The organism is Bacillus sp. CGMCC 1.16541 (genome assembly GCF_003184905.1).
In the GTDB taxonomy this organism is placed as follows: Bacteria; Bacillota; Bacilli; order Bacillales; family Bacillaceae_H; genus Priestia.
Genome location: NZ_QFRU01000001.1, coordinates 198,566 through 223,510, shown reverse-complemented (window position 1 = coordinate 223,510; position 24,945 = coordinate 198,566). Strand labels below are relative to the sequence as shown.

General features: G+C 36.8%; 27 protein-coding genes, 1 pseudogene and 1 riboswitch. Of the genes and pseudogenes, 24 read left to right on the top strand and 4 right to left on the bottom strand.

Going from position 1 to position 24,945, the window contains the following annotated elements; translation table 11 throughout:
- The first annotated feature begins 101 nt into the window (after positions 1 to 101).
- The 6 genes from DIS06_RS05610 (at position 102) to DIS06_RS05585 (ending at position 5,527) form a co-directional block, all read left to right on the top strand.
- On the top strand, positions 102 to 353 hold the full coding sequence (locus tag DIS06_RS05610) for a DUF2535 family protein (RefSeq protein WP_110112256.1): 252 nt from the start codon (positions 102 to 104) through the stop codon (positions 351 to 353).
- Positions 354 to 470: 117 nt separating this feature from the next.
- Positions 471 to 1,313 (top strand): DegV family protein, encoded by an 843-nt coding sequence (locus tag DIS06_RS05605; RefSeq protein WP_110112255.1) that lies wholly within the window; start codon positions 471 to 473, stop codon positions 1,311 to 1,313.
- 161 nt (positions 1,314 to 1,474) lie between these two features.
- Positions 1,475 to 3,097: an ATP-binding protein gene (locus DIS06_RS05600; RefSeq protein WP_110112254.1), complete on the top strand. Its 1,623-nt coding sequence runs from the start codon at positions 1,475 to 1,477 to the stop codon at positions 3,095 to 3,097.
- A gap of 203 nt (positions 3,098 to 3,300) precedes the next feature.
- Positions 3,301 to 3,888: an SCO family protein gene (locus DIS06_RS05595; protein ID WP_110112253.1), complete on the top strand. Its 588-nt coding sequence runs from the start codon at positions 3,301 to 3,303 to the stop codon at positions 3,886 to 3,888.
- Positions 3,889 to 4,054: 166 nt separating this feature from the next.
- A complete protein-coding gene (locus tag DIS06_RS05590; protein ID WP_110112252.1) occupies positions 4,055 to 4,945 on the top strand; it encodes an SGNH/GDSL hydrolase family protein in 891 nt (296 codons plus the stop codon).
- A 12-nt stretch (positions 4,946 to 4,957) separates the two neighbouring features.
- On the top strand, positions 4,958 to 5,527 hold the full coding sequence (locus DIS06_RS05585; RefSeq protein WP_110112251.1) for a YpmS family protein: 570 nt from the start codon (positions 4,958 to 4,960) through the stop codon (positions 5,525 to 5,527).
- 49 nt (positions 5,528 to 5,576) lie between these two features.
- On the opposite strand, the gene DIS06_RS05580 is transcribed toward DIS06_RS05585, so the two are convergent.
- On the bottom strand, positions 5,577 to 6,332 hold the full coding sequence (locus DIS06_RS05580) for a DUF4397 domain-containing protein (RefSeq protein WP_110112250.1): 756 nt from the start codon (positions 6,330 to 6,332) through the stop codon (positions 5,577 to 5,579).
- A 179-nt stretch (positions 6,333 to 6,511) separates the two neighbouring features.
- Between DIS06_RS05580 and DIS06_RS20360 the strand changes: the two genes are divergently transcribed.
- From DIS06_RS20360 to DIS06_RS05525, 12 genes are all read left to right on the top strand, one after another.
- Positions 6,512 to 6,676: a hypothetical protein gene (locus tag DIS06_RS20360; protein ID WP_204166758.1), complete on the top strand. Its 165-nt coding sequence runs from the start codon at positions 6,512 to 6,514 to the stop codon at positions 6,674 to 6,676.
- Positions 6,666 to 7,097 carry a hypothetical protein gene (locus DIS06_RS05575; protein ID WP_110112249.1) on the top strand — a complete coding sequence of 144 codons (432 nt, stop codon included), beginning with the start codon at positions 6,666 to 6,668 and terminating at the stop codon, positions 7,095 to 7,097. The genes DIS06_RS20360 and DIS06_RS05575 overlap by 11 nt, the downstream gene beginning before the upstream one ends.
- Positions 7,098 to 7,234: 137 nt before the next feature.
- Positions 7,235 to 7,429 (top strand): YjcZ family sporulation protein, encoded by a 195-nt coding sequence (locus DIS06_RS20715; protein ID WP_110112248.1) that lies wholly within the window; start codon positions 7,235 to 7,237, stop codon positions 7,427 to 7,429.
- Positions 7,430 to 7,630: 201 nt separating this feature from the next.
- On the top strand, positions 7,631 to 9,043 hold the full coding sequence (locus DIS06_RS05565) for an ATP-binding protein (RefSeq protein ID WP_110112247.1): 1,413 nt from the start codon (positions 7,631 to 7,633) through the stop codon (positions 9,041 to 9,043).
- Positions 9,044 to 9,395: 352 nt separating this feature from the next.
- Positions 9,396 to 9,544: riboswitch (cyclic di-AMP (ydaO/yuaA leader) on the top strand.
- A gap of 205 nt (positions 9,545 to 9,749) precedes the next feature.
- A complete protein-coding gene (locus DIS06_RS05560) occupies positions 9,750 to 10,985 on the top strand; it encodes a dicarboxylate/amino acid:cation symporter (RefSeq protein WP_110112246.1) in 1,236 nt (411 codons plus the stop codon).
- A gap of 267 nt (positions 10,986 to 11,252) precedes the next feature.
- Positions 11,253 to 12,602: an aspartate aminotransferase family protein gene (locus DIS06_RS05555; RefSeq protein WP_110112245.1), complete on the top strand. Its 1,350-nt coding sequence runs from the start codon at positions 11,253 to 11,255 to the stop codon at positions 12,600 to 12,602.
- Positions 12,603 to 13,295, top strand: a complete 693-nt coding sequence (locus tag DIS06_RS05550; RefSeq protein ID WP_110112244.1) for a CoA transferase subunit A — start codon at positions 12,603 to 12,605, stop codon at positions 13,293 to 13,295. It abuts the gene before it with no gap.
- Positions 13,280 to 13,942 (top strand): 3-oxoacid CoA-transferase subunit B, encoded by a 663-nt coding sequence (locus DIS06_RS05545; protein WP_110112243.1) that lies wholly within the window; start codon positions 13,280 to 13,282, stop codon positions 13,940 to 13,942. Before DIS06_RS05550 ends, DIS06_RS05545 begins: the two co-directional genes overlap by 16 nt.
- Positions 13,943 to 13,978: 36 nt before the next feature.
- Entirely contained in the window at positions 13,979 to 15,250 is a 1,272-nt protein-coding gene (locus DIS06_RS05540) for a peptidase (RefSeq protein ID WP_110112242.1), read from the top strand.
- A 74-nt stretch (positions 15,251 to 15,324) separates the two neighbouring features.
- Positions 15,325 to 16,191 carry a putative beta-lysine N-acetyltransferase gene (gene ablB / locus DIS06_RS05535; protein WP_110112241.1) on the top strand — a complete coding sequence of 289 codons (867 nt, stop codon included), beginning with the start codon at positions 15,325 to 15,327 and terminating at the stop codon, positions 16,189 to 16,191.
- A 124-nt stretch (positions 16,192 to 16,315) separates the two neighbouring features.
- Positions 16,316 to 17,731, top strand: a complete 1,416-nt coding sequence (gene kamA, locus DIS06_RS05530; RefSeq protein ID WP_110112240.1) for a lysine 2,3-aminomutase — start codon at positions 16,316 to 16,318, stop codon at positions 17,729 to 17,731.
- 13 nt (positions 17,732 to 17,744) lie between these two features.
- Positions 17,745 to 18,017, top strand: a complete 273-nt coding sequence (locus DIS06_RS05525) for a YokU family protein (RefSeq protein ID WP_239421899.1) — start codon at positions 17,745 to 17,747, stop codon at positions 18,015 to 18,017.
- Between the two features lie 87 nt (positions 18,018 to 18,104).
- On the opposite strand, the gene dat is transcribed toward DIS06_RS05525, so the two are convergent.
- Positions 18,105 to 18,953 carry a D-amino-acid transaminase gene (dat, locus tag DIS06_RS05520; RefSeq protein WP_110112238.1) on the bottom strand — a complete coding sequence of 283 codons (849 nt, stop codon included), beginning with the start codon at positions 18,951 to 18,953 and terminating at the stop codon, positions 18,105 to 18,107.
- A gap of 77 nt (positions 18,954 to 19,030) precedes the next feature.
- Between dat and DIS06_RS05515 the strand changes: the two are divergent.
- Positions 19,031 to 19,252: pseudogene (locus DIS06_RS05515) on the top strand (ferritin-like domain-containing protein); the annotation flags it as partial.
- Positions 19,253 to 19,302: 50 nt separating this feature from the next.
- Here DIS06_RS05515 and DIS06_RS05510 read toward each other — a convergent pair.
- Positions 19,303 to 20,349: an acyltransferase family protein gene (locus tag DIS06_RS05510; protein WP_239421897.1), complete on the bottom strand. Its 1,047-nt coding sequence runs from the start codon at positions 20,347 to 20,349 to the stop codon at positions 19,303 to 19,305.
- Positions 20,350 to 20,771: 422 nt separating this feature from the next.
- Between DIS06_RS05510 and DIS06_RS05505 the strand changes: the two genes are divergently transcribed.
- From DIS06_RS05505 to DIS06_RS05495, 3 genes are all read left to right on the top strand, one after another.
- Positions 20,772 to 20,987 carry a YozE family protein gene (locus DIS06_RS05505; RefSeq protein WP_110112236.1) on the top strand — a complete coding sequence of 72 codons (216 nt, stop codon included), beginning with the start codon at positions 20,772 to 20,774 and terminating at the stop codon, positions 20,985 to 20,987.
- Positions 20,988 to 21,171: 184 nt separating this feature from the next.
- Positions 21,172 to 21,861 (top strand): hypothetical protein, encoded by a 690-nt coding sequence (locus DIS06_RS05500; RefSeq protein ID WP_110112235.1) that lies wholly within the window; start codon positions 21,172 to 21,174, stop codon positions 21,859 to 21,861.
- Between the two features lie 478 nt (positions 21,862 to 22,339).
- On the top strand, positions 22,340 to 22,531 hold the full coding sequence (locus DIS06_RS05495) for a YozD family protein (RefSeq protein ID WP_110112234.1): 192 nt from the start codon (positions 22,340 to 22,342) through the stop codon (positions 22,529 to 22,531).
- Positions 22,532 to 22,625: 94 nt separating this feature from the next.
- On the opposite strand, the gene DIS06_RS05490 is transcribed toward DIS06_RS05495, so the two are convergent.
- Positions 22,626 to 23,765 carry a DUF2515 family protein gene (locus DIS06_RS05490; protein WP_110112233.1) on the bottom strand — a complete coding sequence of 380 codons (1,140 nt, stop codon included), beginning with the start codon at positions 23,763 to 23,765 and terminating at the stop codon, positions 22,626 to 22,628.
- A 165-nt stretch (positions 23,766 to 23,930) separates the two neighbouring features.
- On the opposite strand from DIS06_RS05490, the gene DIS06_RS20355 reads away from it, so the two are divergent.
- A complete protein-coding gene (locus DIS06_RS20355) occupies positions 23,931 to 24,134 on the top strand; it encodes a hypothetical protein (RefSeq protein ID WP_110112232.1) in 204 nt (67 codons plus the stop codon).
- A 3-nt stretch (positions 24,135 to 24,137) separates the two neighbouring features.
- Positions 24,138 to 24,941, top strand: coding sequence for a serine/threonine protein kinase (locus tag DIS06_RS20350; protein WP_204166757.1), 804 nt, complete (start codon positions 24,138 to 24,140; stop codon positions 24,939 to 24,941).
- Positions 24,942 to 24,945: the final 4 nt, after the last annotated feature.

Here is a 24,945-nt window from a genome sequence, read left to right as displayed (position 1 = left end):
TGCATTTTTTGAATTTTTTATGCAAATGTAACATCTTTAGACACTATTCGCGCTTGTAAAGGAGTATAATAGAAAAAACGGGTAAAAAGAGGATTGATAGCTTGCTATTGAAAAGCCTGGAGTTCAAACATGGTAATGGGGAAAAAGTGAAAATTATTCAAATTCCTGTATTGGAGGAGGATAGCACATTTCGGTTTATGATATCACTTCGCTTTGAAGTGTTTCTCAATAAGATTTATCATGAACCAGAGCCAAAACATGTATACTCGTTTAAAGATTACTTAAAGCGCGTACTAAAATGGAAAGATTATGAAGAAATCTTCCATGAAGATGTATTAAAACATAACGCATAACAAAAAGAAGCTAACGACACGTTGGCTTCTTTTTTTCATCTTGTACATATGACTTACTTTTAATGAATAGGATAGAGGTGCTATAATAAAAACAAGGAGCTAATTAGGGGTGAATTTATGAGGAAAATTAAAATTGTAACCGATTCTACATTGGACCTTACACAAGAAGAAATTGATCAATATGACATTGAAGTGGTACCATTATCTATTTTTATTGATAATGAAACGTATTTAGACCGTGTGGACATTACGCCACTACAATTTATTGAAAAGATGAAGCAATCAAAAGAGCTTCCAAAGAGCTCACAACCAGCAGCTGGTCAGTTTGTTGAGGTGTACGAGCGTCTCGTTCAAGAGGGGTACGATGTCATTTCGATTCATATGACAGGTGGCATGAGCGGAACGATACGTTCTGCTGAAAGTGCAGCTGAAATGGTTGAAGGCCATATTACGGTTATTGACTCTATGTACATATCAAAAGCACTTTCGTTTCAAGTGGTTGAAGCGGCTAAAATGGCCAAAGAAGGAAAAAGTGTTGAAGAAATTGTAAACCGCGTTGAAGAAATTCGCAAAGGAACGACATTATTTGTTGTCGTTGATACACTTGAGAACTTAATTAAAGGTGGACGTATCGGTCGAGGAAAAGGTTTAATTGGTTCAATCTTAAATATTAAGCCAATTGCATCATTAGCAGACGGAGTATATACACCTGTTGCAAAAGTTCGAAGTCATTCGCAAGTGGTGAAGTTTTTGACCAATCAGTTTGCAGAAGATGTAAAAGGAAAAACGGTCAAAGGTATTGGACTTGTTCATGCAGACGGGCTAGAATTAGCAACAAAGGTAAAAGAATCAATTGCCAAAGTAAGTGAATTCACAAATTATAATATTGAAGATACAACACCTATTATTGCTACACATACAGGTGTGGGGGCGATTGGGTTTATGTATTTTGCTGAATAATGGTTCTAATAAAGGCTGTGTGAGAAGTGAAAAATCTATTTCTTCTCGCACAGTCCTTTATTTGTGGGAAAATTTTCTAAAAAATCGAAAAAATTAAGTGATTCCTATGATATAATAATGAAAACGATTTAACATCATTCTGCGAGCCGAGGTTTATTATGATGAGAAAGTATATTCGGAATTTAAGTATTTTCAACAAAACAGTGTTATTCTCTACCTTTATTGTAATTCTTGTTGGAATTGGAACCGCTTATATTAGCTATAAAGTACAAGAGAGTATGACAGAGGAAATGCTCTCGCATCATGCATTAAGTATCGCCGACATATGGAAGCAAACGATATCGGCTGAACAAGTAGTCGCTGCTGAAGAGGGAAAAACCAATAAAGGCCGTGAAAAGCTTACGCAATCCCTTGCTAAGATTTATGACACTCAGCCGCACTATTTACAGTCGCATATTTTTTCAGTAAAAGAAGGAAAAGGACAAACAGTCACGATCATCGCAAGTGCGAATGAAGAGGTAATAGCGCAACTACACCCTTCAATGAACTATGAAATGAGCAATGAGTTTTATCGTGGGTTTCAAAAAGTAAAAACCACGAAAGAAGATACATACACAAAAGTTTATACAGACGAATTTGGTACATGGATTACCGCTTTTACTCCTATAGTAAATCAAGCCGATGAAGTTGTCGCGATATTAGGGGTGGATGTTGATGCTAGTGTCATTCATACATATCAGCGAAAATTAGTCGCGTCTTTAGTAATCGGTTTATTATTTTTATTTAGTATTATTATTTTCTTTCAAGACTGGGGCTTACGTAAATTAATGTTTCCGTTACGTGAACTATTGTTTGGTATTCGACAAGTGAGCAGTGGGAACCTACGCGTAAAAGTGAAGCATGAAGATGAATCAGAAATTGGGGAAATTAATAAACAATTCAATGAAATGACCACACAACTTCAAGAGCTTTTTAAACAAGTCGCTGCTACAACTGAAGAACTCGGTGAAAAAGCAATGAGAACCCCATCAAGTAATGGAATTGAGAAAGCAATTAACGATATGGGGCTTATTATGGAGAAAACGAAACTTCAAAAAGAACTACAACGAGCAGAAAAAATGAATGCAATTGGACAGTTAGCCGCATCGGTTGCTCATGAGATTCGCAACCCGATGACAGTGGTCAAAGGGTTTTTACAACTCTTCTATGGGAAAGATCATTTAACTCCTTCAGAGAAGGGATATATTCAATTAATGATTGATGAAATGCATCGAGCAGAGCTTATCATTAACGATTACTTGTCATTAGCTCGTCCTGATATGGCACAGCCAGAAGTTCTTAATTGTAAAGAGTGTGTGACGAGTTTAGTAGACTTGTTGTCGTCATATGCGCTTTTAAATAATAACATTATGATTGACTTACAAGTGAAACGGACGGTTTACATAAAAGGCAATAAAAATGAGTTTAATCAAGTGTTATTAAATATCATGAAAAATGGTATTGAGTCAATGAAAGACGGTGGTGTATTAAAAGTGTGGATGGAAATACGAGAAGAGACAGTGGACATTCACATTTCAGATACAGGTGTAGGAATGTCTAAAAACGAAGTCAGTCGACTTGGTTCGCCTTTCTATTCATTAAAAGAAAAAGGAACAGGAATTGGATTAATGGTTTCTTATCAGATCATTGAAAGTATGAAAGGTGCTGTTTCAGTTGTAAGTGAAAAAGGAGTAGGGACAACTTTTACCATCAGTCTTCCTATTTACAATCCGATTGCTCCATAAAGTGTACGGACAACATTGTGAACGATTTATGAAAACGTTGTTTATTCTTTTCACATATGACATAGTTTGCTAAAATAATAGTAGAATTCGAAGATGTTCGAACATATAGAGTAGGGAAATAAGTGAGTCAATAGATTGAAAACCCTTTCTTTTAAAAGAGGAGAAACGGTTCTAGTAAATTAGCCAATACAAGGAGTAACAACATGATTCGAAAACATAGTAAACAACTTTTAGTAGCAATGATGAGCTTCGTACTTGTAGCATTAACCGCATGTAGTTCTGACATCCCAGATCGATTAGATTGGAAGTTGGATGATTTTTCTTTCGTGAATCAAGAGGGAGAAACGGTTAGTAAAGAGAGTTTAAAAGGTGAAGTTTGGGTAGCGGATTTCATTTTTACAAATTGTGAAACCGTCTGTCCACCTATGACAGCCAACATGACAAAGCTTCAGAAAATGGCAAAAGATGAAGGGTTAGATGTTCGTTTTGTGTCATTTAGTGTAGATCCTGAAGAAGATTCACCAGAGAAATTGAAGGAATTTGCTTCTCAATTTGATGCTGATTTAACAAAATGGGATTTCTTAACGGGTTATACACAAGATGAAATTCAAGATTTTGCACTCGACAATTTTAAGACGATTGTGCAAAAGCCGAAAAACGAAGATCAAGTGATTCATCAAACGTCTTTCTACTTAGTTGATCAAGAAGGTCAGGTTGTAAAAGATTATAGTGGTGTATCTGATACTCCATATGAAGAAATCATTGATCATATTAAAACTCTACAAAAATAAAGACTCGTTTCAAATGGAGTAAAAGTCACTCTGTTTGAGACGAGTCTTTTTAGTGATGTTTTGCTTTCTCAATCAGTTCGAACAAATACGTGTTCAACTTGACAAGGTGTGATAAGATAAGTAATACAATACAACAAGAAGACTAAACAAACGAGTAGGTGTTTGCATGGGTAAATATAAAAAGTGGTTCGTCATGCTTATCTGTGTAGCTTTACTTTCTGCATGTACCGCTCCTGCCTTTTTAATGAAAGAACCAGCATCTATGAATGAAAAGAAGGTAGAGCTAACGAGTAAGCAACGATTACCAAAAGGGTTCTTCCCAATTGATTTAAATATAGTAGCCATTGGTGACTCTTTAACTGAGGGAGTTGGAGATGGTACGAAAAAGGGTGGATATGTTCCGCATGTAGCCGAATTTATGTCTGAACAACGAGCTGTTGATCATGTGAGTGTCAACAATTTGGGGAAAAGAGGAAATCGCACAGATCAGCTATTGGCTCGTTTAAATGAAAGTGAAGTTGCTGCGAAAGTAGAAAGAGCAGATATCATATTTGTTACCATTGGTGGTAATGATATGATGAAGGTTGTACGAGATTTCTTTTATAATATTTCGTTAGAAACGTTTAAACAAGAAAAAAGTAAATATGAAAATCGCTTGCACCAAGTGTTTCAAAGAATGAGGCAATTGAACGGAGACGCACAAATTTATTTAGTCGGATTTTATAATCCATTTTTCCATTCGTTAAGTACAGTGGACGAAATTAATACGGTAGTGAAAGAGTGGAATGAAACAAGTGAGAATGTTGCTTCTCAATATGAGAATGTAACGTATGTAAAAGTTGACGATATCTTTGCATTAACAGAAGAGAACCTATTAGCAAAAGATGAGTTTCATCCAAATCAAAAAGGGTATAAACTTATGGCAGAGCGCATTAATTATTATATAAAAAGACAAGATCCTCTTATGACAGATGACGGTAGTCTAATTGAAGAGGATGACTCTTTGTTAGAAATAGATGAATCACTTGAAGAAGGAGAACAAGGAAACGAAAATTAAGGAGTTTTTGTAATGAAGAAGTGGAAAGTATTATTTATTGGCTTACTAAGTATTAATTTTTTAATTGCGGTGCTATTAATTGGCCTTATCTTTCAACCAGTTAATGACGTGGATTTTTCTAAACGATCAGAAGTAGTCGGTGACGCAGAATTATCTGTATTGGCGAAAAAAGAAGATTTAAATACGCTAATTGATAAATATTTAAAAAAAGAGTTTAACAATCAACCGTTGAATTACGATGTGAATTTAACAGATGTTGTAGAAGTGTATGGAACGATTCAAGCATTTGGTAATGATCTTGACATTCAAATGGCGTTTGAACCTGTTGTGCAAGAAAATGGTGATATTTTATTAGAACAACAAAGCTTATCAGTTGGTAAGTTACAACTTCCAGTGCGTACGGTGCTACGTTATGTCAATAATAACTTTAAATTACCTGAGTATGTTCAAATTGATCCGAAAAATGAATCTGTATATGTGGCTCTACAGCAATTAGAGTTGAAAAGTGACTTCCGTGTAAAAGTAGAAAAGTTTGACTTAGAAAATGATGATATTCGTGTCAAACTCATTTCAACTGAATAAATGAGAAAAGAACTCGTGATGTATAAAGTCACGAGTTCTTTTTTTGTGGTCAATCTTGTGAAATTAATGCTTCTAGTGCTGGATTGCCGTTTAGTAAGCCAACTGCATAAATGGTATAGGCTCGGTTAGGCCGTAGACGTACAGGTGGAACATCTAACACCACTTTATCTGTACCAGCAGCACGAACTTCGACGTCTAAAGGCATAGGCGTAAGCCCCAAATAATCGGTCACTTCTTTAAATGAAATGTTCGAGAATACCACATCGCCATTTTTAGCGGCAATATCAACTGCTGGAGCATTTGGTGATAAGTGAATAAATCTTACTTTTGTTTCGCCTGCTGGAGTGGAACTGTTATCTGCAATTAAAATAATATCTAACTCGCTTGGTCGTCCGACAACTGCAGATGTATACTTTTGATTTTTTTCTAGTTGAACTTGTTCAGATTTTAATGGTTTGTCAGTTTTACCTGCTGGGAAAATATCGATGCGGTATTGGCCTGTTTCTTTTAAGGGAATATAATCAGTTTCTTGTCTGAATGTTAAATTTCGAATCGTTCGTCGTCCATTTAGATACACATCGACAGAAGGAGCACCTGGAGAAGCATGTAAAATACGAATCATCGGTTGTGTTCTTTCAAGATCCAACTCATCGCGTGGTGCAGGAGTGAGTGCTATCTGCATGTATTGTAGGTGTTTTTGGTAGTACGTAATAAACAGATTAGGATCACTGTATTTATAATAATTTGATAAAAAATCATATTTCATCGCTTTCTTTAAATATTTATCAAAATGTGAATAATTCATTCTTTCAACTCCTTTACAAAGTTAGACGGTATGAAAACAGTCGTATACGTAACCAAACATATGCTTTTGTAACAAAAATATGCCCTTCTTTTCAAAAGGCAAGCTCTAACAACCTACCAAGATGATTTTTTATTCATATACTAAATGAATCTTTTTAAGTAAGGAGATGGAGTGAAGGTATGAAGGAGTTTTATGTGACAATGATTCGTCTGATTGTCGTTAGTTTTTTAATGCTACTGGTTTTTGTTTACTTCACGACTTACACCACCTCACATGTCGATCCCATCACAAAACAGTGGCAAGAAATCGTTGAGACTGCAGGGGGCGGAACGAGTGAACCATAATCGAACATTTACGTTCTTTCGATACGGTCTAGTGTTATATGCGGTATTTTTTACCGTCTTATTTGTTGCGTTAGTTCCTATGGTATTTGGTTATCAAGTGAGTATTTATGAATCGAAACATCATGTAAACGGCATTGAATCCGGGTCGCTTATTATGGCAAAACGTACCAACGTTGAATTAGAGGATCGTGATTTAATTCTTATTGAAAATCAAACGTACTCACAACAGACACTATATAAAGTAGATGACTTTAATAAAGTGGAAGGTGGACCTAGTCTTCATCAAAATCAATATGATAAATACATGTATCATATTCCCTACGTTGGTTCGGTTGTTGAAGTATTGAAAATACACATGACCTCGTTTTTAATGGGAGCGATTTTGCTATTGCTATTAACATATGTAAAGTGGAAAGCTTAGCACATGATTTGGATAGGTTGTACGTTTAAGGAAAAAGAGAAAATTATAAAAGATGGGCATATGCACATACGGTACAAACTAAACCAACATACTGTATAAATGTACTAAACGAATATCACGAATGAGGAGAGGTTAGAATGTATAATTACGGATTCGATCAATCATGTGGTCACCAAATGATGCCAGTTGGAGGGTATGACGCTTGTTGTCCAGTAATGCCAGTTGGAGGATATGCTGCACCTTCTTGTGGAATTGGTCATTCATTTACTTTAATCGTTGTATTGTTTATTTTATTAATCATTATCGGCTGTAGCTACACATACGATTGCTAATAAATGCAACAGCTACCCCCACCTGTAGTGGGGGTTTCTTATTGTCAAAGTGATACATAACCTTCATGATTAAACATAGAAAGAGAGGTTCGGGTAAATAGGGTTAGAAAGAATTATTGTTAAAAATCAGAAAAAATAATGCAAAACAACCAATTTCCATATTATACTATAATTACCATACTTATAATTGAAGGTGAATATATGGGAAAAGGAACGTTGTTCGAACAATTATTTCATATGTCTTTAACACCAACACTTGTTATGAGATGTGATGGTGAAATTTTATTTGTAAATGATTCACTTGCCCATTTGCTTCGGTTATCAAAAGAAGAAGTTAAGCAATTAAATGTGTTTGTTCATACAGACGTTTTTCACGTTCAGCAAAGAGATGTTGAATCGCTCCAAAATGGAGAAGAGACGTTTCTACTTCTGAAAAAGAAAAAATCCCGATTTTATCCAGCTCATATACATATTCAGCTACTTCAGAATGAGAGTGACTATAAAGAACCTCTCCTCGTTGTACAATGGCAAGAATACTCATCAAATATTGAAAAGCAAGAAGAAGTAATCCGAAAGATGAAGCAATATAAGCAGTTTGTTAAACAAAGCCAAGATGCTTTTATCGTAACCCAACATGGATTGATTCAATATATGAATCCAGCAGCTATTCAGTTGCTTGGTGGTAGTCAAAAAGATGAGTATATGGGCCGCTCATTTTTACAATTTATTCACCCGGATCATTTTGATATTGTTCATGAGAGAATGCAAAAGATTATGAGTGGTATCTCGGTTAGGCCGAGAGCAGAAGTTCAGTTACTAACAAAGCGAGGCGTTGTGACGATTGAGTCTTCTGCCACAAAGATTAAGTTTAAAGGTCAAGATGCCATACAGTATATTATTCGTGATGTCACAGATCGTAAAAAATATGATGAGATGGCGAGTAAATCAGAGAAATTAACGATGGTTAGTAAATTAGCAGCAGGGGTTGCACACGAAATTCGAAACCCGATGACGGCGATTAAAGGATTTATTCAGTTACTAAAAGCATCTAAGCAATATAACGAAGAATATCACGACATTATGCTTGAAGAATTAAATCGCGTTGAATCCATTATTCAAGAGTTTTTAACGTTAGCAAAACCGAAGAAAGAAACGCTGTTTGAGGTGAAAAGTTTACAGCAAATTTTACGCCACGTTACGTTGTTATTAGCGACCCATGCGAGTTATAAGGATTGTCAAATTGTTAGTTTATTAGAGCCTGATGACTTGTCAATTTTGTGTGAAGAAAATGCATTAAAACAAGTGTTTATTAATATCATCCAAAACGGTCTCGAGTCGATGACAAAAGGAACGATTACAGTGAAGCTTGAAAAACGGCAAGAATCTGGTGTTGTGGTTATAGAAGATGAAGGTTGTGGTATTGATGAAGCAACGCTTGCTCGCATTGGAGAACCATTCTTTTCCACTAAGCAGTCGGGTACAGGTTTAGGATTAATGATTAGCTACAAAATAATTGAACAGCATAATGGTCATATTTCATTTTCGAGTAAGGTAGGAGTTGGTACAAAAGTTGAAATTGCCATCCCTTACATTCAAAAGCCAGTAAATGTGTAGAAAGAGATACGCATTTACTGGCTTTTTTACATCATCTTCAACAATAAATAGTTTAAACATCGTGTGTTTCTTCCTGTGGTCATCTTCTATTAGTTTATCAGAAAAACAAGTGCTTTGGGAATTTAAGGAAGATGGGGAAGGGGGTAAAAACGAATAAATATACGGATTGTTGCGAATGTGTACATGAAGAGTGAAAGAGCGTTAAATCGTGATAAAGTCTATAATTAAGACAGTCATCACGCTCTAATACCTGATACCATTTTTCTACAAGTAATAAAAGTATAAAAATAGCTTGACAGAAGTATAGGTGATGACTTTTAATTATACATATAAGAAAAAATTATGATGCCAAAATAATATTGTGCCTAATTTCTAGATAGATAGAGAGCGGGGGAACCATTTTGTACATGAATGTGTACTAGGGGTGAATCCTATTTTTGGGACGGGTAACTCACATATCCGAATCCGACAGCTAACCTCGTAGGCAATGTGTGGGGAGGACGATCAAGCTTATTTAAGCCACGAGAGACTCTTGTGGTTTTTTTGTAGCCTTTTTTTCTAATTTTGTCGTTTCTTCCCGGTATAATGTTCCGAATTTTCGGGCTTATACCTACGTTGTAAAAATTCTAAACCTTCTAATATTATAGTCACGCTTATCTTTTAAATCGCAAGCATCATGGTTTAAATCGTAAAGGAGGAAGCATCTATGAAGTTATCGACAAAAATTATTATTGCACTTGTGATTGGTGCAGTGGTGGGGCTTATCTTGAACATTTTCTCACCAGACACGTTTACGGTGTTTGACAAGTTTGTGTTTACACCACTAGGACAGATCTTTTTAAGCTTAATTAAAATGTTAGTTGTTCCAATTGTGTTCTTCTCAATTACGCTAGGAGTGGCAGGTCTAGGTGATCCAAAGAAGCTTGGACGTATTGGAGCTAAGACAATTGGATTTTTCTTAGCAACAACAACCGTTGCTATTATTATCGGACTTATTTTATCATTTGCTATTAAGCCAGGTATGGTAGGTACATTTGATACAAGTAATGCAAGCTTTGAGGCACAAGAGGCACCGCCTGTGAGTGAAACGTTATTAAACATTATTCCTGCAAATCCAATTCAAGCTTTTGCAGAAGGAAACATGCTTCAAATCATTGTGTTCTCAATCTTTGTTGGATTAGGAATTACGATGTTAGGTAAGAAAACAAAAGGATTATATGATTTAATTGATCAAGGAAACGAATTGATGATGTACCTAGTAAACTTGATTATGAAGTTTGCTCCATATGGTACATTTGGTCTGATTGCAACAGCAGTAGGTAGTCAAGGTCTAGATGCGATGAAGGCAATGGGACTTTACATGTTTGTTGTTGTATTGGCATTATTTATCCATGTAATTGTTACTTATGGTGGATCGATTCTCTTCTTAGCTAAACGCAATCCAATTGAGTTCTTCAAAGAGTTTAGTCCAGCGATGACAGTAGCGTTTAGTACGTCAAGTAGTAGTGCAACATTGCCTGTTTCAATGAATGTCGCGCAAAAGCGCTTGCGTGTACCAGAACAAATTAGTAGTTTCGTACAACCTTTAGGTGCAACTATTAACATGGACGGTACAGCAATCATGCAAGGTGTAGCAACGGTATTTATCGCACAAGTTTATGGCGTAGACTTAACACTTACAATGATTATTACAGTTGTTTTAACCGCTGTATTAGCAAGTATCGGAACAGCAGGTGTTCCAGGCGTAGGGTTAATTATGTTAGCGATGGTTTTATCATCTGTAAACTTACCAGTGGAAGGGATTGCTCTAATTATCGGTATTGATCGTTTATTAGACATGACACGTACAGCGGTTAACATTACGGGAGATGCTGCATGTGCAGTTATTGTAGCAGAATCAGAAGCGAAAAAAGAACAAAATTCAGCGAACGTAGCTGTTTAAAAAATAATTAGAGAGCTTCATGCTTTTTCCATGCAAGACGTAGAAGAAGTGTGAGGTTCTTTTTTTATTCAACACTCTTTTTCAAATGAGTGTTGTAGTGGCAGTGGCTTTAGGGAAGGGAGATTGTTCCGTAGTAGGTGCTACCGTGCAATAAAGTTTAGAAAAACAGCTTTCTGATCAGAGAAGGTTGTGTTCCTTTCGCATGTATTTCCATTCTTTCTCATATAATTTACTACTTTCTAAAATTTATTATGCGGGGGAATGGGAATGAAACGATCTCGATTAATCAAGCCACTTTTAGATCAAGAATACTCAATGATTTCCCATGGCGAAGGTGTGTACTTATACGATAAAGACGGCAATAAATACTTAGATGCTTCATCAGGAGCTGTTACGGCGAGTATTGGTCATGGGGTTCAAGGTGTGATTGAAGCAATGACAGAGCAAGCGCAAAAGGTAGCTTTTGTGTATCGTTCTCAGTTTACAAGTGAACCAGCAGAAGAATTAGCTGAGAAGCTTTGTGAACTAAGTAATGATCATTTTCAGTGGGCTTTTTTTGTTAATAGTGGAACAGAAGCGACAGAAACAGCAATGAAAATTGCTCTGCAACATTGGCAAGAGCAAGGGCAACCGTTAAAAACAAAAGTGCTATCAAGGTGGATGAGCTACCATGGAATTACACTTGGAGCACTATCGATGTCTGGGCATCCTGGAAGGAGATCAAGATTTGTTCCGCTTTTAGAAGAGTTCCCATCTGTATCTGCTCCCTACTGTTATCGATGTCCGCTACAAAAAAGTTATCCTTCTTGTCAACTTGCTTGCGCGAAGGAATTAGAGAGAGTTATTAAACGAACGGGTACCGATCACATTGCTGCATTTATGACAGAACCAATTATTGGAGCGGCAGGTGGTGCTGTTACCCCTCCTGACGGTTATTATGAAGAAATACGAGAAATATGTGATAAATACAATATTTTATGGATTGCAGATGAAGTGATGACAGGAGTTGGGCGAACTGGAGAAATGTTCGCATATGAGCATTGGAGTGTAAAGCCAGACATTATTACACTTGGAAAAGGGTTAAGTGCAGGGTATACACCGATTGCTGTGACAATGGCAACACCGAAAGTCGTTGAACCGATCTTAAGAGGATCTAAGCTTATTATGAGCGGGCATACATTAAGTGCTAACCCATTATCAGCGGCAACTGCGTTATCTGTCATTCAGTATGTAGAAGAACATACATTAGTGAAAGAAGCGCGAGAAAAGGGCGCATATTTAATGAAAGCGTTAAAGGTGATTCAAGATGATTGTAAACTGATTGGCGATGTAAGAGGAAAAGGATTGCTAATTGGCATTGAAATAGTAAAAGACAAAGTAAGCAAAGAATCTTTTTCACCCCTTATGAATGTCACAAGTCAGATTGTTAAAAAAGCGCAATCAAAAGGGTTACTGCTTTATCCATCACAAGCAGGCATTGATGGAATAGATGGAGATGCTGTAATCATTGCGCCTCCTTTTACAATAACCCAACTTGAAATGGAAGAGCTGCTTACTTTATTTACACAAACGATAAAAGAAATAGAACTTGATTTATATAGTAGTGAGGGTGATTAAATGAACAATCAGTTTGGAAAAATTGTATCATCTTTAGAAGCTGCGAAACTAGTAAAAGATAACATGACGATAATGGTTGGAGGATTTGGGGGAGTAGGAACAGCTCCTACTATGATTGATGAATTATTGAAAAAGGAAGTACATGACTTAACATTAATTTGTAATGATACAGGGTTTCCGCATATTGGGGTAGGAAAGCTTGTGAGTGATCGGCGTATCAAAAAAGTCATTGCTTCTCATATTGGCTCAAACCCAATTGCAGGTTCTTTAATGACAGAAGGTTTATTAGAAGTGGAGTTTTCTCCCCAAGGAACACTAGCTGAGCGAATTCGTGCTGGAGGTGTTGGGCTTGGGGGAGTTCTTATTGACGTTGGAATCGATGTGGAAGTAGTGAACAGAGAGAAAGAAATAATCGAGGTGGCCGGTATTCCTTATTTAGTAGAAGAAGCATTAACAGCGGACGTATCGATTGTGTATGCACAAAAGAGCGATCCTTTTGGAAATTTACTTTACGACAAGAGTGCACGTAATACAAACCCACTCGTTGCCATGGCTGGAGCGATTACGATTGCAGAAGTAGAAGAAATTGTTCCTTTAGGAGAAATTGACCCGGAACAGGTGATGACCTCAGGTGTATTTGTGGATTACATTGTGCCATCAAAAGGAGTGAATTGGAAATGGGTTTGGGAATAGATATTCGCCATCGAATTGCTAAGCGAGCGGCTCAAGAAATTGAGAATGGAATGGTTGTGAATTTAGGTATTGGCATTCCATCACTCATTCCTAACTATTTATCGTCTTCTATTCATGTGATGTTTCATGCAGAAAATGGCATTGTCGGTATGGGGCCTTCGCCACTAAGCGGAGATGAAGATGAAAACATTTGTAATGCAGCTGGATATCCCGTTACAACGGTTACGGGCTCTTCTTACTGTGATAGTGCAACGGCGTTTGCGATGATTCGCAGAGGCAAAGTGGATATGACAGTGCTAGGTGCTCTTGAAGTGAGTGAAAAAGGAGATTTAGCGAACTGGATTGTACCAGGAAAGCGCGTACCAGGAATGGGAGGCGCGATGGAATTAGCGCAAAAAGTAAAAAAAGTGGTTGTGTTGATGAATCACACGAGTAAAACAGGCGAACCAAAGCTTGTGAAAACGTGTTCGTTGCCTTTAACGTCTAGGCAATGTGTTGATGTCATTATTACAGATCGAGCTGTCTTTGAGGTGCAAACAAATGGTTTGTTGTTAAAAGAAATCATGTCTCCTTACACAATCGATGATATTTTACACTCAACAGAAGCTACGGTTATTGTTGATGATCAGATTAAGATTATTTCGTAGGTGATCAGCTCTTAACGATAAGAAAGGAGTGGTTGAATGGACGATATTCGAGGTGTTATTCGTACATGGATTCAAGACAATCGACAAGAGGGTATTAAGTTATTAAAACGGTTCGTCCAAGAAGCGAGTACACAAGGGAATGAAAAGCATGCACAGGCTATTGTTGTCGAGAAATTAAGACAAATTGGGTTAAATATTGATATTTGGGAACCGTCTATGCGGGAGTTAAAGAAGTATGATGCATTCGTTACGACAAGAGATTCATACGCTGATAGTCCTAATGTGGTGGGCGTATTAAAAGGTACAGGAGGTGGGCGATCTCTCATCTTAAATGGTCATATCGATGTTGTTCCAGAAGGGGATGTGACACAGTGGGATGATTCACCATATAGTGCCGTTGTGAAAAACGGAAAGCTATATGGTCGAGGAGCAACGGATATGAAAGGTGGCAATGTGGCACTTTTATTAGCCATTCAAGCGATTCAAGAATCAAACATTTCCTTAAAAGGGGATGTTATCTTTCAAAGTGTGATTGAAGAAGAAAGTGGAGGAGCGGGAACGCTTGCTTGTATTGCGAGGGGATACAAAGCGGATGGAGCCATTATCCCTGAGCCGACCAATATGAAAATTTTTCCGAAACAACAAGGATCGATGTGGTTTCGTCTGACAATCAATGGTCGGTCTGCCCACGGCGGTACAAGATACGAAGGTGTTAGTGCCATCGAAAAAGCGATGATTGTCATCAATCATTTACTAGCATTAGAGAAAGATAGAAATGCAAAAATAGAAGATCCTTTGTATCAAAACGTTCCGATTCCCATTCCGATTAACATTGGAAATATAAAAGGTGGTACATGGCCATCATCCGTCCCTGACGAAGTGGTAATTGAGGGACGAATGGGGGTGGCGCCTGGTGAACAAATGAAGGAAGCGAAGCGAGAATTAGAAACGTGGGTTGCACAACTTCAAGAACAAGATTCATGGTTTCACACTCATCCTGTACAAGTAAAATGGTTTGGTGCTCATTGGTTGCCGAGTGAATTAGATGTCAACCACGAGTTAGTTCAACTATTGAAAAAGAACTTTTATGAAGTGCGTGATGAAAATCCAATCATTGAAGCCTCTCCTTGGGGAACCGATGGAGGAATGTTAACGAATGTCGGGGATATTCCAACTGTTGTCTTCGGACCAGGCGTAACGGAAATGGCTCATTTTCCAAATGAGTATATTGAACTTGATCCGTTATTTGAAGCAGCTGAGATGATTGCACTTATGATTTTAGATTGGTGTGAGCGAAGTGAAACGTAAGTTCATGAAGGTGGGAGGGAAACTCCCATCTTTGTAGAAGTTGTTATGATTCGAAAGAGAAAAGGGGGAGTTTGATGAATCCAACCATTTATAAAGAGATTTGTTTAGAGGAACGCACCTTTTTTTTACAAGGCGTATTTGATGATTTTAATCAGCGACTTCGAATTGAAGATTACCGAGGAAATGTTGAGCACATTCAAGAAAAGATTGAAGCATTCGTGAATCAAACAAAGTATGCAAAAGTGATTGTCAAAGCGAGAAATGAGCATGTAGATGAGTGGATGAAGCAAGGATTTCAGCTAGAAGCAACCATTCCCCATTATTTTAATGGCAGTACGGCTTACTGTATGGCTAAGTATTATGAAGCAACAAGACGTAAAAGTGATCAATGGATGAAAGAAGACGAGTATGCCAATTCTGTAAAAAAATTACCCCAACAACAAGAATTAGTCTCACTTCCCTCTCATTATATTTTGCGAAAAGCGATAGTAGAAGATGCACCATTATTGACTGCATTGTATCGAGCTGTGTTTGAAATTTATCCTACTCCATTACACGATGTTTCCTATGTTAAAAATCTCCTTGAAACAGATGGCTTGTTTTATGTGATTGAACATGAAGGAGAAATCGTAAGTGCAGCATCTGCGGAAATTAATCATACTTATCACAATGCAGAGCTTACTGATTGTGCGACTCTTCCTGCTCATCGCCAAGGTGGGGTCATGAAACATTTATTAACGAAACTAGAAGAAGCTTTAGTGGAGAAAAATGTCTTTTGTGCCTATACCATTGCACGATCGCTTTCATTTGGTATGAATGCTGCTTTTCATCAGTTAGGGTATTCATATTGCGGTCGATTTACGAATAACTGCTACATTTTTGATAACTTAGAAGATATGAATGTATGGGTGAAAGATTTGTCGCAAGTTGTGAAAAAATAAGTGATTTTATGCGTGCAGCTTTTTACCTTCCTGAAAAAGAATAACCTTTTCTGTGCTTATCACATATACAAATACTAAAGAGGTAGGCACAAAGTGAAAGTGATGACTTAGGAGGGTGATTTGCTTGCTACATGATTTATATAAACCGAAACGTCATTGGAAAGAGATTGAACTTTGGAAAGATATAACAGAAGACCAGTGGAATGATTGGATTTGGCAACTGACAAACACAATTCGTACATTAGATGATTTAAAAAAAGTAATTCATCTGACACCAGAAGAAGAAGAAGGCGTCAAAATTTCTACGAAAACAATTCCTCTTAATATTACACCTTATTACGCATGGTTAATGAATGAAGATGACCCACGTTGTCCTGTTCGCATGCAGTCTGTTCCAATTGCGCAGGAACTCCATAAAACAAAGTACGATTTAGAAGATCCACTTCATGAAGATGAAGATTCGCCCGTTCCAGGACTTACACATCGTTACCCAGATCGAGTGTTATTTTTAGTCACCAATCAATGTTCCATGTATTGTCGTTATTGTACGAGAAGGCGGTTTTCAGGGCAAATTGGTATGGGAGTACCGAAAAAACAACTCGATGCGGCTATTCAATACATTAGTGACACACCTGAAGTTCGTGATGTGTTGATCTCAGGTGGAGATGGACTGTTGATTAATGACAATATCTTAGAATATATTTTAAGAAATTTACGTGCTATTCCTCATGTCGAGATCATCCGTATCGGCACAAGAGCTCCTGTTGTATTCCCACAACGCATTACAGAAAATCTATGTAACATTTTGAAGAAGTATCATCCGGTATGGTTAAATACTCACTTCAATACTTCAATTGAAATTACAGAAGAGTCAAAGCTTGCTTGTGAAATGTTAGTCAATGCGGGTGTTCCAGTCGGTAACCAAGCTGTTATTTTAGCGGGAATCAATGACAGCGTTCCTATCATGAAGAAGTTAATGCATGATTTAGTGAAAATTCGTGTAAGACCTTATTACATTTATCAATGCGATTTATCAGAAGGAATTGGCCACTTTAGAGCACCAGTTTCAAAAGGTCTTGAAATTATAGAAGGGCTACGCGGTCATACATCAGGTTATGCTGTGCCGACATTCGTCGTAGATGCTCCGGGCGGAGGAGGTAAAATTGCGCTTCAGCCCAATTACCTCATTAGCCAAAGTGCAGATAAAGTCGTGTTACGGAATTTTGAGGGAGTCATTACAACGTATCCAGAACCTCAAGGGTACGTTCCAGGAAGAGCGGATGATTACTTTAAAAGTATTTACCCAAATGTAGATGAGAAGAAATCAAATGTTGGCATTTCTTCTTTAATGAGTGACGAAGCATTTAACTTAGTTCCAGAAGGGTTGAAGCGGGTCAATCGACGAAAACAGTATGAAAGTAATCCAACTCATGCGACGCTAAAAGATAAACGTGAAAAACGTGATGAATTAAAAGAAAAGAAATACCAAGCTCAACAAAAAAAGCCAGATGCAACGAAAGATGAATCTTCATCGTCTTAAGGAGGCGATACATGTGAAGTGTGAATGGTGTGATGAAGAAGGAGCGTTTAAAACAACGAACATCGCATATTGGGAACTCCCAGATGGTTCGCGAAGCATTGAATTATTGGCAGTTCCTTGTGTGAAATGTCCATCGTGTGGAATGGAACATCAAGAAGAAGAGGTTGTCGAGAAAATTGAAACGCAACTGTTACTCATTGATACAAAAAAACTTCAGCCTTCGATGACGTATGATGAATTTATGAGCATTCCTCGTTGGTTAAAAAGAAATTACTTTCATTTTTAATGCTTCATCTACGTGCGTCTCATGAGACAACTTGTGAAACAGCCCTTGCCTACACAACCCAATCAGGCAAGGGCTGTTTTATTTTTGTTAAGCGCGTGTTTTGTCTTGTTCGTATAGTGCGCGATAAGCGTTTGCGAGTGCAGTAGTCACCGGACGTTCTGTTGAGAGAGTGACATCTCCGATTTTTGAAACAGGTAACACTTCAACCGATGTACTTGTAATAAATGCTTCATCTGCATGTAGTAAGAAGTCTTCGCTCATGTCATATTCTTTAAAAGGAATAAGTAATTGATGTGCACAAGTTATCACCGCAGCGCGTGTAATACCATGTAAAATACGGTTCGTTGCAGGTGTTGTATATAAGACACCATCTTTTACAGCAAAGATGTTGCTTGAAGATCCTTCCGTAATATAGCCATTACGAGCTAAAATAGCTTCTCCGTGACCTTGTTCAAATGCTTTTTGTTTCGCTAGTAAGTTCGGTAATAAGTTGAGAGACTTAATATAACAGTTGGCCCATCGCTCATCTTCTAAAATCATGACAGAAACACCTTGTTCACGTTGCTCGTTTGATAAAACTTTTCCGCTACGAATGGTCATCGCAAATTGTGAAGGTGTATTTTTAGGAAACAAATGATTACGCGGTGCAATACCACGTGTGACTTGTATGTAGATATCTGCATCTTTCAAGCTCGAACGTTGTAGTCCTTCTTGAATTAATTCTTTTATTTCATTACGTGAATAAGGTAACTGTAGCAAAATTTTAGTGGCACTTTTTTCAAGGCGTTCTAAATGTTCGTCTAATAAAAAGGGTGTACCATTATACACTTTCACGTACTCATACACACCATCGCCAAATTGGTGACCACGTTCATCAATTGGCACCACTTTATCGTTAATATCAATAAATGAATCCCCATAAAATGCAATCTCCATGTAATCTCCTCCTTTATCTATAAAATAAAATTAACATAAAATACTGAAAAATAACACGACAAAGAGAAGGAATGAATGAATTGGTGACAAATTCTTATCGTCAAGCCTATGAATTGGCTAGTAAAAGTGACCAGCAAACAGCCGTTATTCTACAAGAATTTTTACGAGAGCAAATTGATGAGGAAGCACAGGCCCAAACGATTGCTGATCGGTTGAAGATTGCTAGAAACAATCCAGCTGCTATTTTAATTCTTGACCAAGAGCTTGGGCAACGAAATGCACCAGCTGCAGGTGGATAAGTCGTGTGCATAAAAAATCCTGATGACATGAGCCATCAGGATTTTTTATGCTAGGAAAAAGTTCGTTTAAAAGCCATCGATAGTTTGGCTAAACTGTTTTTTGGGACGATAAATTTAATGAGTAATTTTGTAGCAATAATGACGCCATCAATTAATTTACTACCTAATACAAGTGTGACTATAATTGAAAGGATCGCAAGTACAACAAATCCCCATGATGAAGCGTCTAATCCTTTTGCGAATTCCGTTGTGAAAAACCACTTTAATACGAATCCATGTAATAAATACACGTACAATGAACGTTGTCCGACACTTGTAAATGCAAATTCACGTTTTGGAATGAGTGCCATAAAGGCAAATGAGACAGTGAATGCAATCGCATAATGAATCATACGCATCATAAACTCGCCGTTTTCATCATACGTATTTGTTCCATATAACATGCTTGTATAAACAGTATCGTTTAGTACGACATAAGAGCCAACTAACGCAACAAGTAAAATAGTTGCTGACAACATTCGTCCTTTTGGTGTCATTAACTTCTTAAACGGCTCATTCATTTGTGATAAATAGTAGCCTAACAAGAAGAATGGGAAAAATACAAACATTCGGCTGATACTTAAAAACTTTTCAAAACCGTCAATGTTGACAAAGCCAATTCCTAAGCCCAAAACGATCGAAGCTGTCATGCTCATCCACATCGGAAATTTCGCGAAAAATGGTAGCATTAACTTCCAAAAGATTAAGCTAAGCAAAAACCACATTGCCCATCTTGGAACGAGGTATTGCAAGGTATACGTTTCATTGTGATACAAAATATCATAGTAAAACGTATAAATCGTTTGGAATGCTAAATAAGGTAAAGCTACTTTCGTGAATATCTTTTTGTAGTAGCCTTTTTTATGAAAGTTCTTTGAAAAGTATCCAGCTAGTAAAATAAAGACCGGCATATGAAAAATGAAAATGAAGTGATAGATGGATAACATCCCATCACTATCTGTTCGGTAAGGTGAAATCATATGACCAAATACAACTAAAAAGATTAGAATAAATTTAGCGTTATCAAAATATGCGTTACGTGTTTTCATAGTATTCATTCATTACCTCAAGAGGATAAAGTTTAAACCTCCCCATCGCTGTTTTTACAAAAATAAGAAGAAAGATCTACAAATACCCTTTTCTTATAAGGGGAATTAGTCTTAGTGTCCACAAACATGTTTGACTTAAGCAGCTATTCCTTTATTTAAAGTGTGATGCTTGTACCTTTCACTTATTCAAGTGATTGAAATATACTCGTACAATACGAGATTAAAACACGAAAGCGTTTCTTTTGCAACTGAATCAACGAAAATGTAATCTTTTTGAAAATAAACTAAAAACTGAATCAAAAACTTGTCATGAAAAATAAACTAAAAGAAAAGAGCTCTTTCGTATTTTGTGTCGTTGCGCTATGATAGAACAATTAAAAAGTAAATAAATTTGTAAAATAAGAAACACAAATATAAATGGGGGATGTAAGGTGAAGTCATTTTATCATTACATGATGAAGTATCGTTCCAATGCTAAAGGAGATCCAATTGGTGAATTTGCAAGAAGTGCCTATGACGATCATAGTTTTCCGAAATCATCAACTGACTATCATGAAATTAGTTCATATTTAGAGATGAATGGTCATTACTTAGAAAGCATGTCCGTATTTGATGATGCTTGGGAACTATATGAAACCAATCAGTAATCAAGAAGTAAATGAATAGATAGAAAGAGCGTGTAGACCACAAGCAATTGCTTGTGGTCTACATTTGTTTTGTAGAGCGATGATAACGGGCTTGGTTTCATGGATGTTCCTATACCGCTTTCGAATCTTTTGCATATAATATTGTATCTTTAGAGCATGTGCATATGTCAATGGGGGTGCGACGATGGGAGAAAACAAGAAGCCGAAGTATAAAATAGGCGATACAATCGTTATTACCATTTATGGAACCGTCGGCACCATTACAGATATTAAAGTAATGGATGGGTTATTTGTCTACGAAGTTAATCATAGTGATGGACTCTTTTTAGAAGATACAATCCAATTGTTAGAAGACTATAACGGTCAAGTGTTAATACAAGAACGTGTAGATCTTGAATATAAATTCTTTTTCGGTGATATTGTTCAAGTGTTTAACTACGGAAAAGAGTTATTTAAAGTGATAGGAATTCGCACAGAAGTGTGGCGTTATCAAGAAGATGCATGGGAAGACATTGTGTATGAGCTATCTCGAGTCACGGATGGAGAATGGTTAGAGGCAAGTGAAGAAGAGCTCATTTTAATGGCCCCTCATGAAGAAGCTGAGCGCTATATGCAAAGTATTAGCATGTTGTATTTAGGAAAAGAAATTCAGAAGACGGAGTTGCTACCTGCGATGAAAAAACAAAATGGTTATGAAAGAGAAGAAACACGTTTAATGAAAGAACGCGATGAAATCATTGATGGATTGTTAGATGTCTACAACGATTATAAAGTGCTATATGAGCTATTTGAAGATGAAGAATATGCAGAAGTAATGAATTTGGTGCTAAAGCATTTGCGTAAAATCATTGATCAGTCATCTGATAAGTTGTAAGTTCATCTACTTGTTTTTCATCGTTTGTTACAAATAGTGAGGATAGACAATTGTTTAGGTGAGCATTGATCACGTAAATAAAAGGTGTCATTACAGCATGGGACTTTACGACTTCCATGCTTATTCCTCAATAATAAATCGGACAAGGTGCGATATGTCAATCACCGCGTATGTGCATGCCAAAAGAGTAAAAAGTGTTCATTGACTCTGTCTGTGGTCTAAACGAGAAGATTCGTCTAGGTAGCACGAATCTTTCTAAACGTTTGTTCCTTTTAATGAAGTTCTTGCAAAGTAAGAGCTTGAGGATAAGTAACGTTGTAAAAGCCATTCTCGATAGCTGTAAAGTTTGCAAAAATAACTTCCGAACAAGAAGCAAAAAGTAAAGAGAAAAAGAAAGTCGAACAAGCTTGACATGTCTATGAAGTTTTAGACATAGATTGGACAGTATAAACATAAACGTGTATAAAGGGGTGATATTGTGAAAGAAATCGAAGTAGTTATTGATACAGAAGAGATAGCGGAGTTCTTTTACAATGAGCTAGTAAAGCGGGGATATGCCCCGTCAGAGGATGAAGTAGGAGAACTAGCAGATATCGCATTTGATTATTTAATCGAAAAGTGCATTATTGATGAAGAAGTAGATTTAGATTTGGATCCCGATTTTGAGTAAATAATGGAATAAAAAAGAGCGTAAAGAACGACGAGTCCTCTCGTCGTTTTGTCATGTATAGAGTAGGAGCAAATTAGATATCGTAATGAACCATTTACGAAGAGGATGTTGTGTTATCTTCCCTAAGTAGTGGCGTTTTTGATAGTAAAAGAAGTGGAGTCATCTTTTCAATATATTGGTCCGTAAAATCGATGTACGGTGTAATGGTTAGTTGACTTAGCTGATCCATAACAGAAATGTCGTTGAACCAATCGCTTTGATCAAAGAAGGTGTGACGAACAATAGGCCAAGCAGTTGGCAACGTAGGGCTGTAAATTCGTTTTTCTTTTTTATGAGTAGAAAATAAAAAGGGAGCGTAATCTGAACGAGAGGCTGTATGCACATGAGTATTTGTGAATACAGTTGCTCCTTTAAGAATGTCAGGATGGGAAAAAAGTAAGCTGTATAAGGATTTTCCTACTTCGATACGTTTGTTAACAGAATCAAATTGTTGAACGGTGACCCCTGTTAACCGTACTTTGTCATTTTTATAAAAAGGAAACAGTACACGTGTAAAACCGAAAAATTCCTGGAGCGTAAATTGCCATGTATCTACTACTTGTTTGTGATAAATAGGGTGGTGAATGACTCGTTTGTCAATATAGTGTTGTTCATTTGTAATTAAGCAAAGTGTGAGCAAAGAATGATTCATCGTTTTTACATAATGGTTCCACATCATTTGCATAAAACGAGACACATGAAAAACAGGTAATAAATGAAAGAAGTTTTTCATTTGCCGTTTGCTTTCTTCATAGAGTAATAATTGTGGATAGGCATCTTGAAAAATAAGCGCATTGGCTCGTTCTAAAAACTCAAAGTAAGCTTGCTTTCGGTTGGATGATAAAACAGATTCGAGTAGGTTTCCTTTTAAGTCGGTCATGTGATAACCACCGTTACGTGAAACGAGATGTGCAAGAAGTGCCCAATGGATTTCTGGATTGCGTTTGTAAAATTGTAAGTAGGCATTCGTTCTCGTTATATTATCTTGATTATGCAATGTAGTTTGCGTACGAATCTCTTTTACAATTGCAACATCTTTTCCAATAAGAGTTGTTGTTTGTGGAAGTGGACATGATAGCACATTGGAAGCTTTTCTTTTTAATAAGCACAGCTCATCACTTTTGATAATTGGTTGTAATAGTACTTCTTCTTTTTTGAACAAATCTTTTACGGTTGTGAAAACATGTTGAAGCATAACCTCACCTTATTTAATGAATTTGTTTAAAAATATAAAGATATGGGAAAAAAGATGAAACCAAAAAAATAATGACACGTATATATAGCGAGTTAGTTCATAACATGATGATGTTTTGTTCACTGTTTATATTCATATGTGAATCTAGAAAAGAAGGTGTATAAGATGATTAGAAAAATCTTGGAATCTTTGTTAGGGCAGAAAAAGCATCGACGATATAGTAGCAGCAATCGTTATAGAAAGCCTCGTCGATACAGTAGTAGCGATTATAAAAAGTATGGATACTCTCATAAGCATTCTTCCTATGGACATCATCATTATAAAGGGAAACGAAAACGTAGTAGTTTCTTCTCGAGTTATAGTAGTTAACAAGTGATAAAACAACTATGGAAGTCGATTCATCGGTGGTTGATAGATCATCCATTAAGACCAGGAGATAAAATTGGTCATACGTATCGTGTAGACGAGTTACTTGGGATGGGTAGTTACGGTATGACCTACGTGGTGTCAATACAAGGAAGTCATCAGAAGTTTGTTGCGAAACAACTTCGCAAAACAAAGCAAAAGACGATGCAAGGAAAGCAATCATTTAAACAAGAAGTGACGATTCTACAAGCGCTGCATCATCCACAAATTCCAACGATACATGAATGGTTAGAAGATAAAGGGAACTTATTCATTATCATGGAGTATGTAGAAGGAAAAACATTCGAAGATTTAATTTTTGAAGAAGGAAAAACATACTCAGAGAGAGAAGCATTACATGTCTTGTTACAAGTTATTGACGTGGTTGACTACATTCATCAACAAGGGATTGTGCATCGAGATTTACGCATTCCAAACATCTTACTTGTAAAAGAAGAAATTGTAATTATTGATTTTGGATTGGCTCGCTTTACTGATCAGAAAGAAGATGTTTCAACACTTGTGGATGAACAACAAAGAATGCGAGAAATTGCGTTTAAAAGTGATATATACACACTTGGTCATTTTTTGTTGTTTTTATTGTATTCTTCCTATGAGCCGATTTCACAAAAAGAAAAAAGTTGGGAAAAAGAGCTTTTGTTGTCATCACCATTAACACACATCATTCGAAAAATGTTGCAGCATGATCAACCATATGAAGAGTTGCACGAGTTAAAGGAAGACGTGCAGCATTATTTAAAAAATAGATAAGTAG

What these genes read in the sequence shown, in the direction of transcription:
- DIS06_RS05590 (WP_110112252.1), top strand. Translation starts at nt 4,055, where the DNA reads ATGGGTAAATATAAAAAGTGGTTCGTCATGCTTATCTGTGTAGCTTTA.
- DIS06_RS05605 (WP_110112255.1), top strand. Translation starts at nt 471, where the DNA reads ATGAGGAAAATTAAAATTGTAACCGATTCTACATTGGACCTTACACAA.
- DIS06_RS05595 (WP_110112253.1), top strand. Translation starts at nt 3,301, where the DNA reads ATGATTCGAAAACATAGTAAACAACTTTTAGTAGCAATGATGAGCTTC.
- DIS06_RS05560 (WP_110112246.1), top strand. Translation starts at nt 9,750, where the DNA reads ATGAAGTTATCGACAAAAATTATTATTGCACTTGTGATTGGTGCAGTG.
- DIS06_RS05580 (WP_110112250.1), bottom strand. Translation starts at nt 6,332, where the DNA reads ATGAATTATTCACATTTTGATAAATATTTAAAGAAAGCGATGAAATAT.
- DIS06_RS05585 (WP_110112251.1), top strand. Translation starts at nt 4,958, where the DNA reads ATGAAGAAGTGGAAAGTATTATTTATTGGCTTACTAAGTATTAATTTT.
- DIS06_RS20360 (WP_204166758.1), top strand. Translation starts at nt 6,512, where the DNA reads ATGAAGGAGTTTTATGTGACAATGATTCGTCTGATTGTCGTTAGTTTT.
- DIS06_RS05540 (WP_110112242.1), top strand. Translation starts at nt 13,979, where the DNA reads ATGGACGATATTCGAGGTGTTATTCGTACATGGATTCAAGACAATCGA.
- DIS06_RS20355 (WP_110112232.1), top strand. Translation starts at nt 23,931, where the DNA reads ATGATTAGAAAAATCTTGGAATCTTTGTTAGGGCAGAAAAAGCATCGA.
- DIS06_RS05600 (WP_110112254.1), top strand. Translation starts at nt 1,475, where the DNA reads ATGAGAAAGTATATTCGGAATTTAAGTATTTTCAACAAAACAGTGTTA.
- dat (WP_110112238.1), bottom strand. Translation starts at nt 18,953, where the DNA reads ATGGAGATTGCATTTTATGGGGATTCATTTATTGATATTAACGATAAA.
- DIS06_RS05550 (WP_110112244.1), top strand. Translation starts at nt 12,603, where the DNA reads ATGAACAATCAGTTTGGAAAAATTGTATCATCTTTAGAAGCTGCGAAA.
- ablB (WP_110112241.1), top strand. Translation starts at nt 15,325, where the DNA reads ATGAATCCAACCATTTATAAAGAGATTTGTTTAGAGGAACGCACCTTT.
- DIS06_RS05555 (WP_110112245.1), top strand. Translation starts at nt 11,253, where the DNA reads ATGAAACGATCTCGATTAATCAAGCCACTTTTAGATCAAGAATACTCA.
- DIS06_RS05490 (WP_110112233.1), bottom strand. Translation starts at nt 23,765, where the DNA reads ATGCTTCAACATGTTTTCACAACCGTAAAAGATTTGTTCAAAAAAGAA.
- DIS06_RS20715 (WP_110112248.1), top strand. Translation starts at nt 7,235, where the DNA reads ATGTATAATTACGGATTCGATCAATCATGTGGTCACCAAATGATGCCA.
- DIS06_RS05510 (WP_239421897.1), bottom strand. Translation starts at nt 20,349, where the DNA reads ATGAATACTATGAAAACACGTAACGCATATTTTGATAACGCTAAATTT.
- DIS06_RS05545 (WP_110112243.1), top strand. Translation starts at nt 13,280, where the DNA reads ATGGGTTTGGGAATAGATATTCGCCATCGAATTGCTAAGCGAGCGGCT.
- DIS06_RS05500 (WP_110112235.1), top strand. Translation starts at nt 21,172, where the DNA reads ATGGGAGAAAACAAGAAGCCGAAGTATAAAATAGGCGATACAATCGTT.
- DIS06_RS05565 (WP_110112247.1), top strand. Translation starts at nt 7,631, where the DNA reads ATGGGAAAAGGAACGTTGTTCGAACAATTATTTCATATGTCTTTAACA.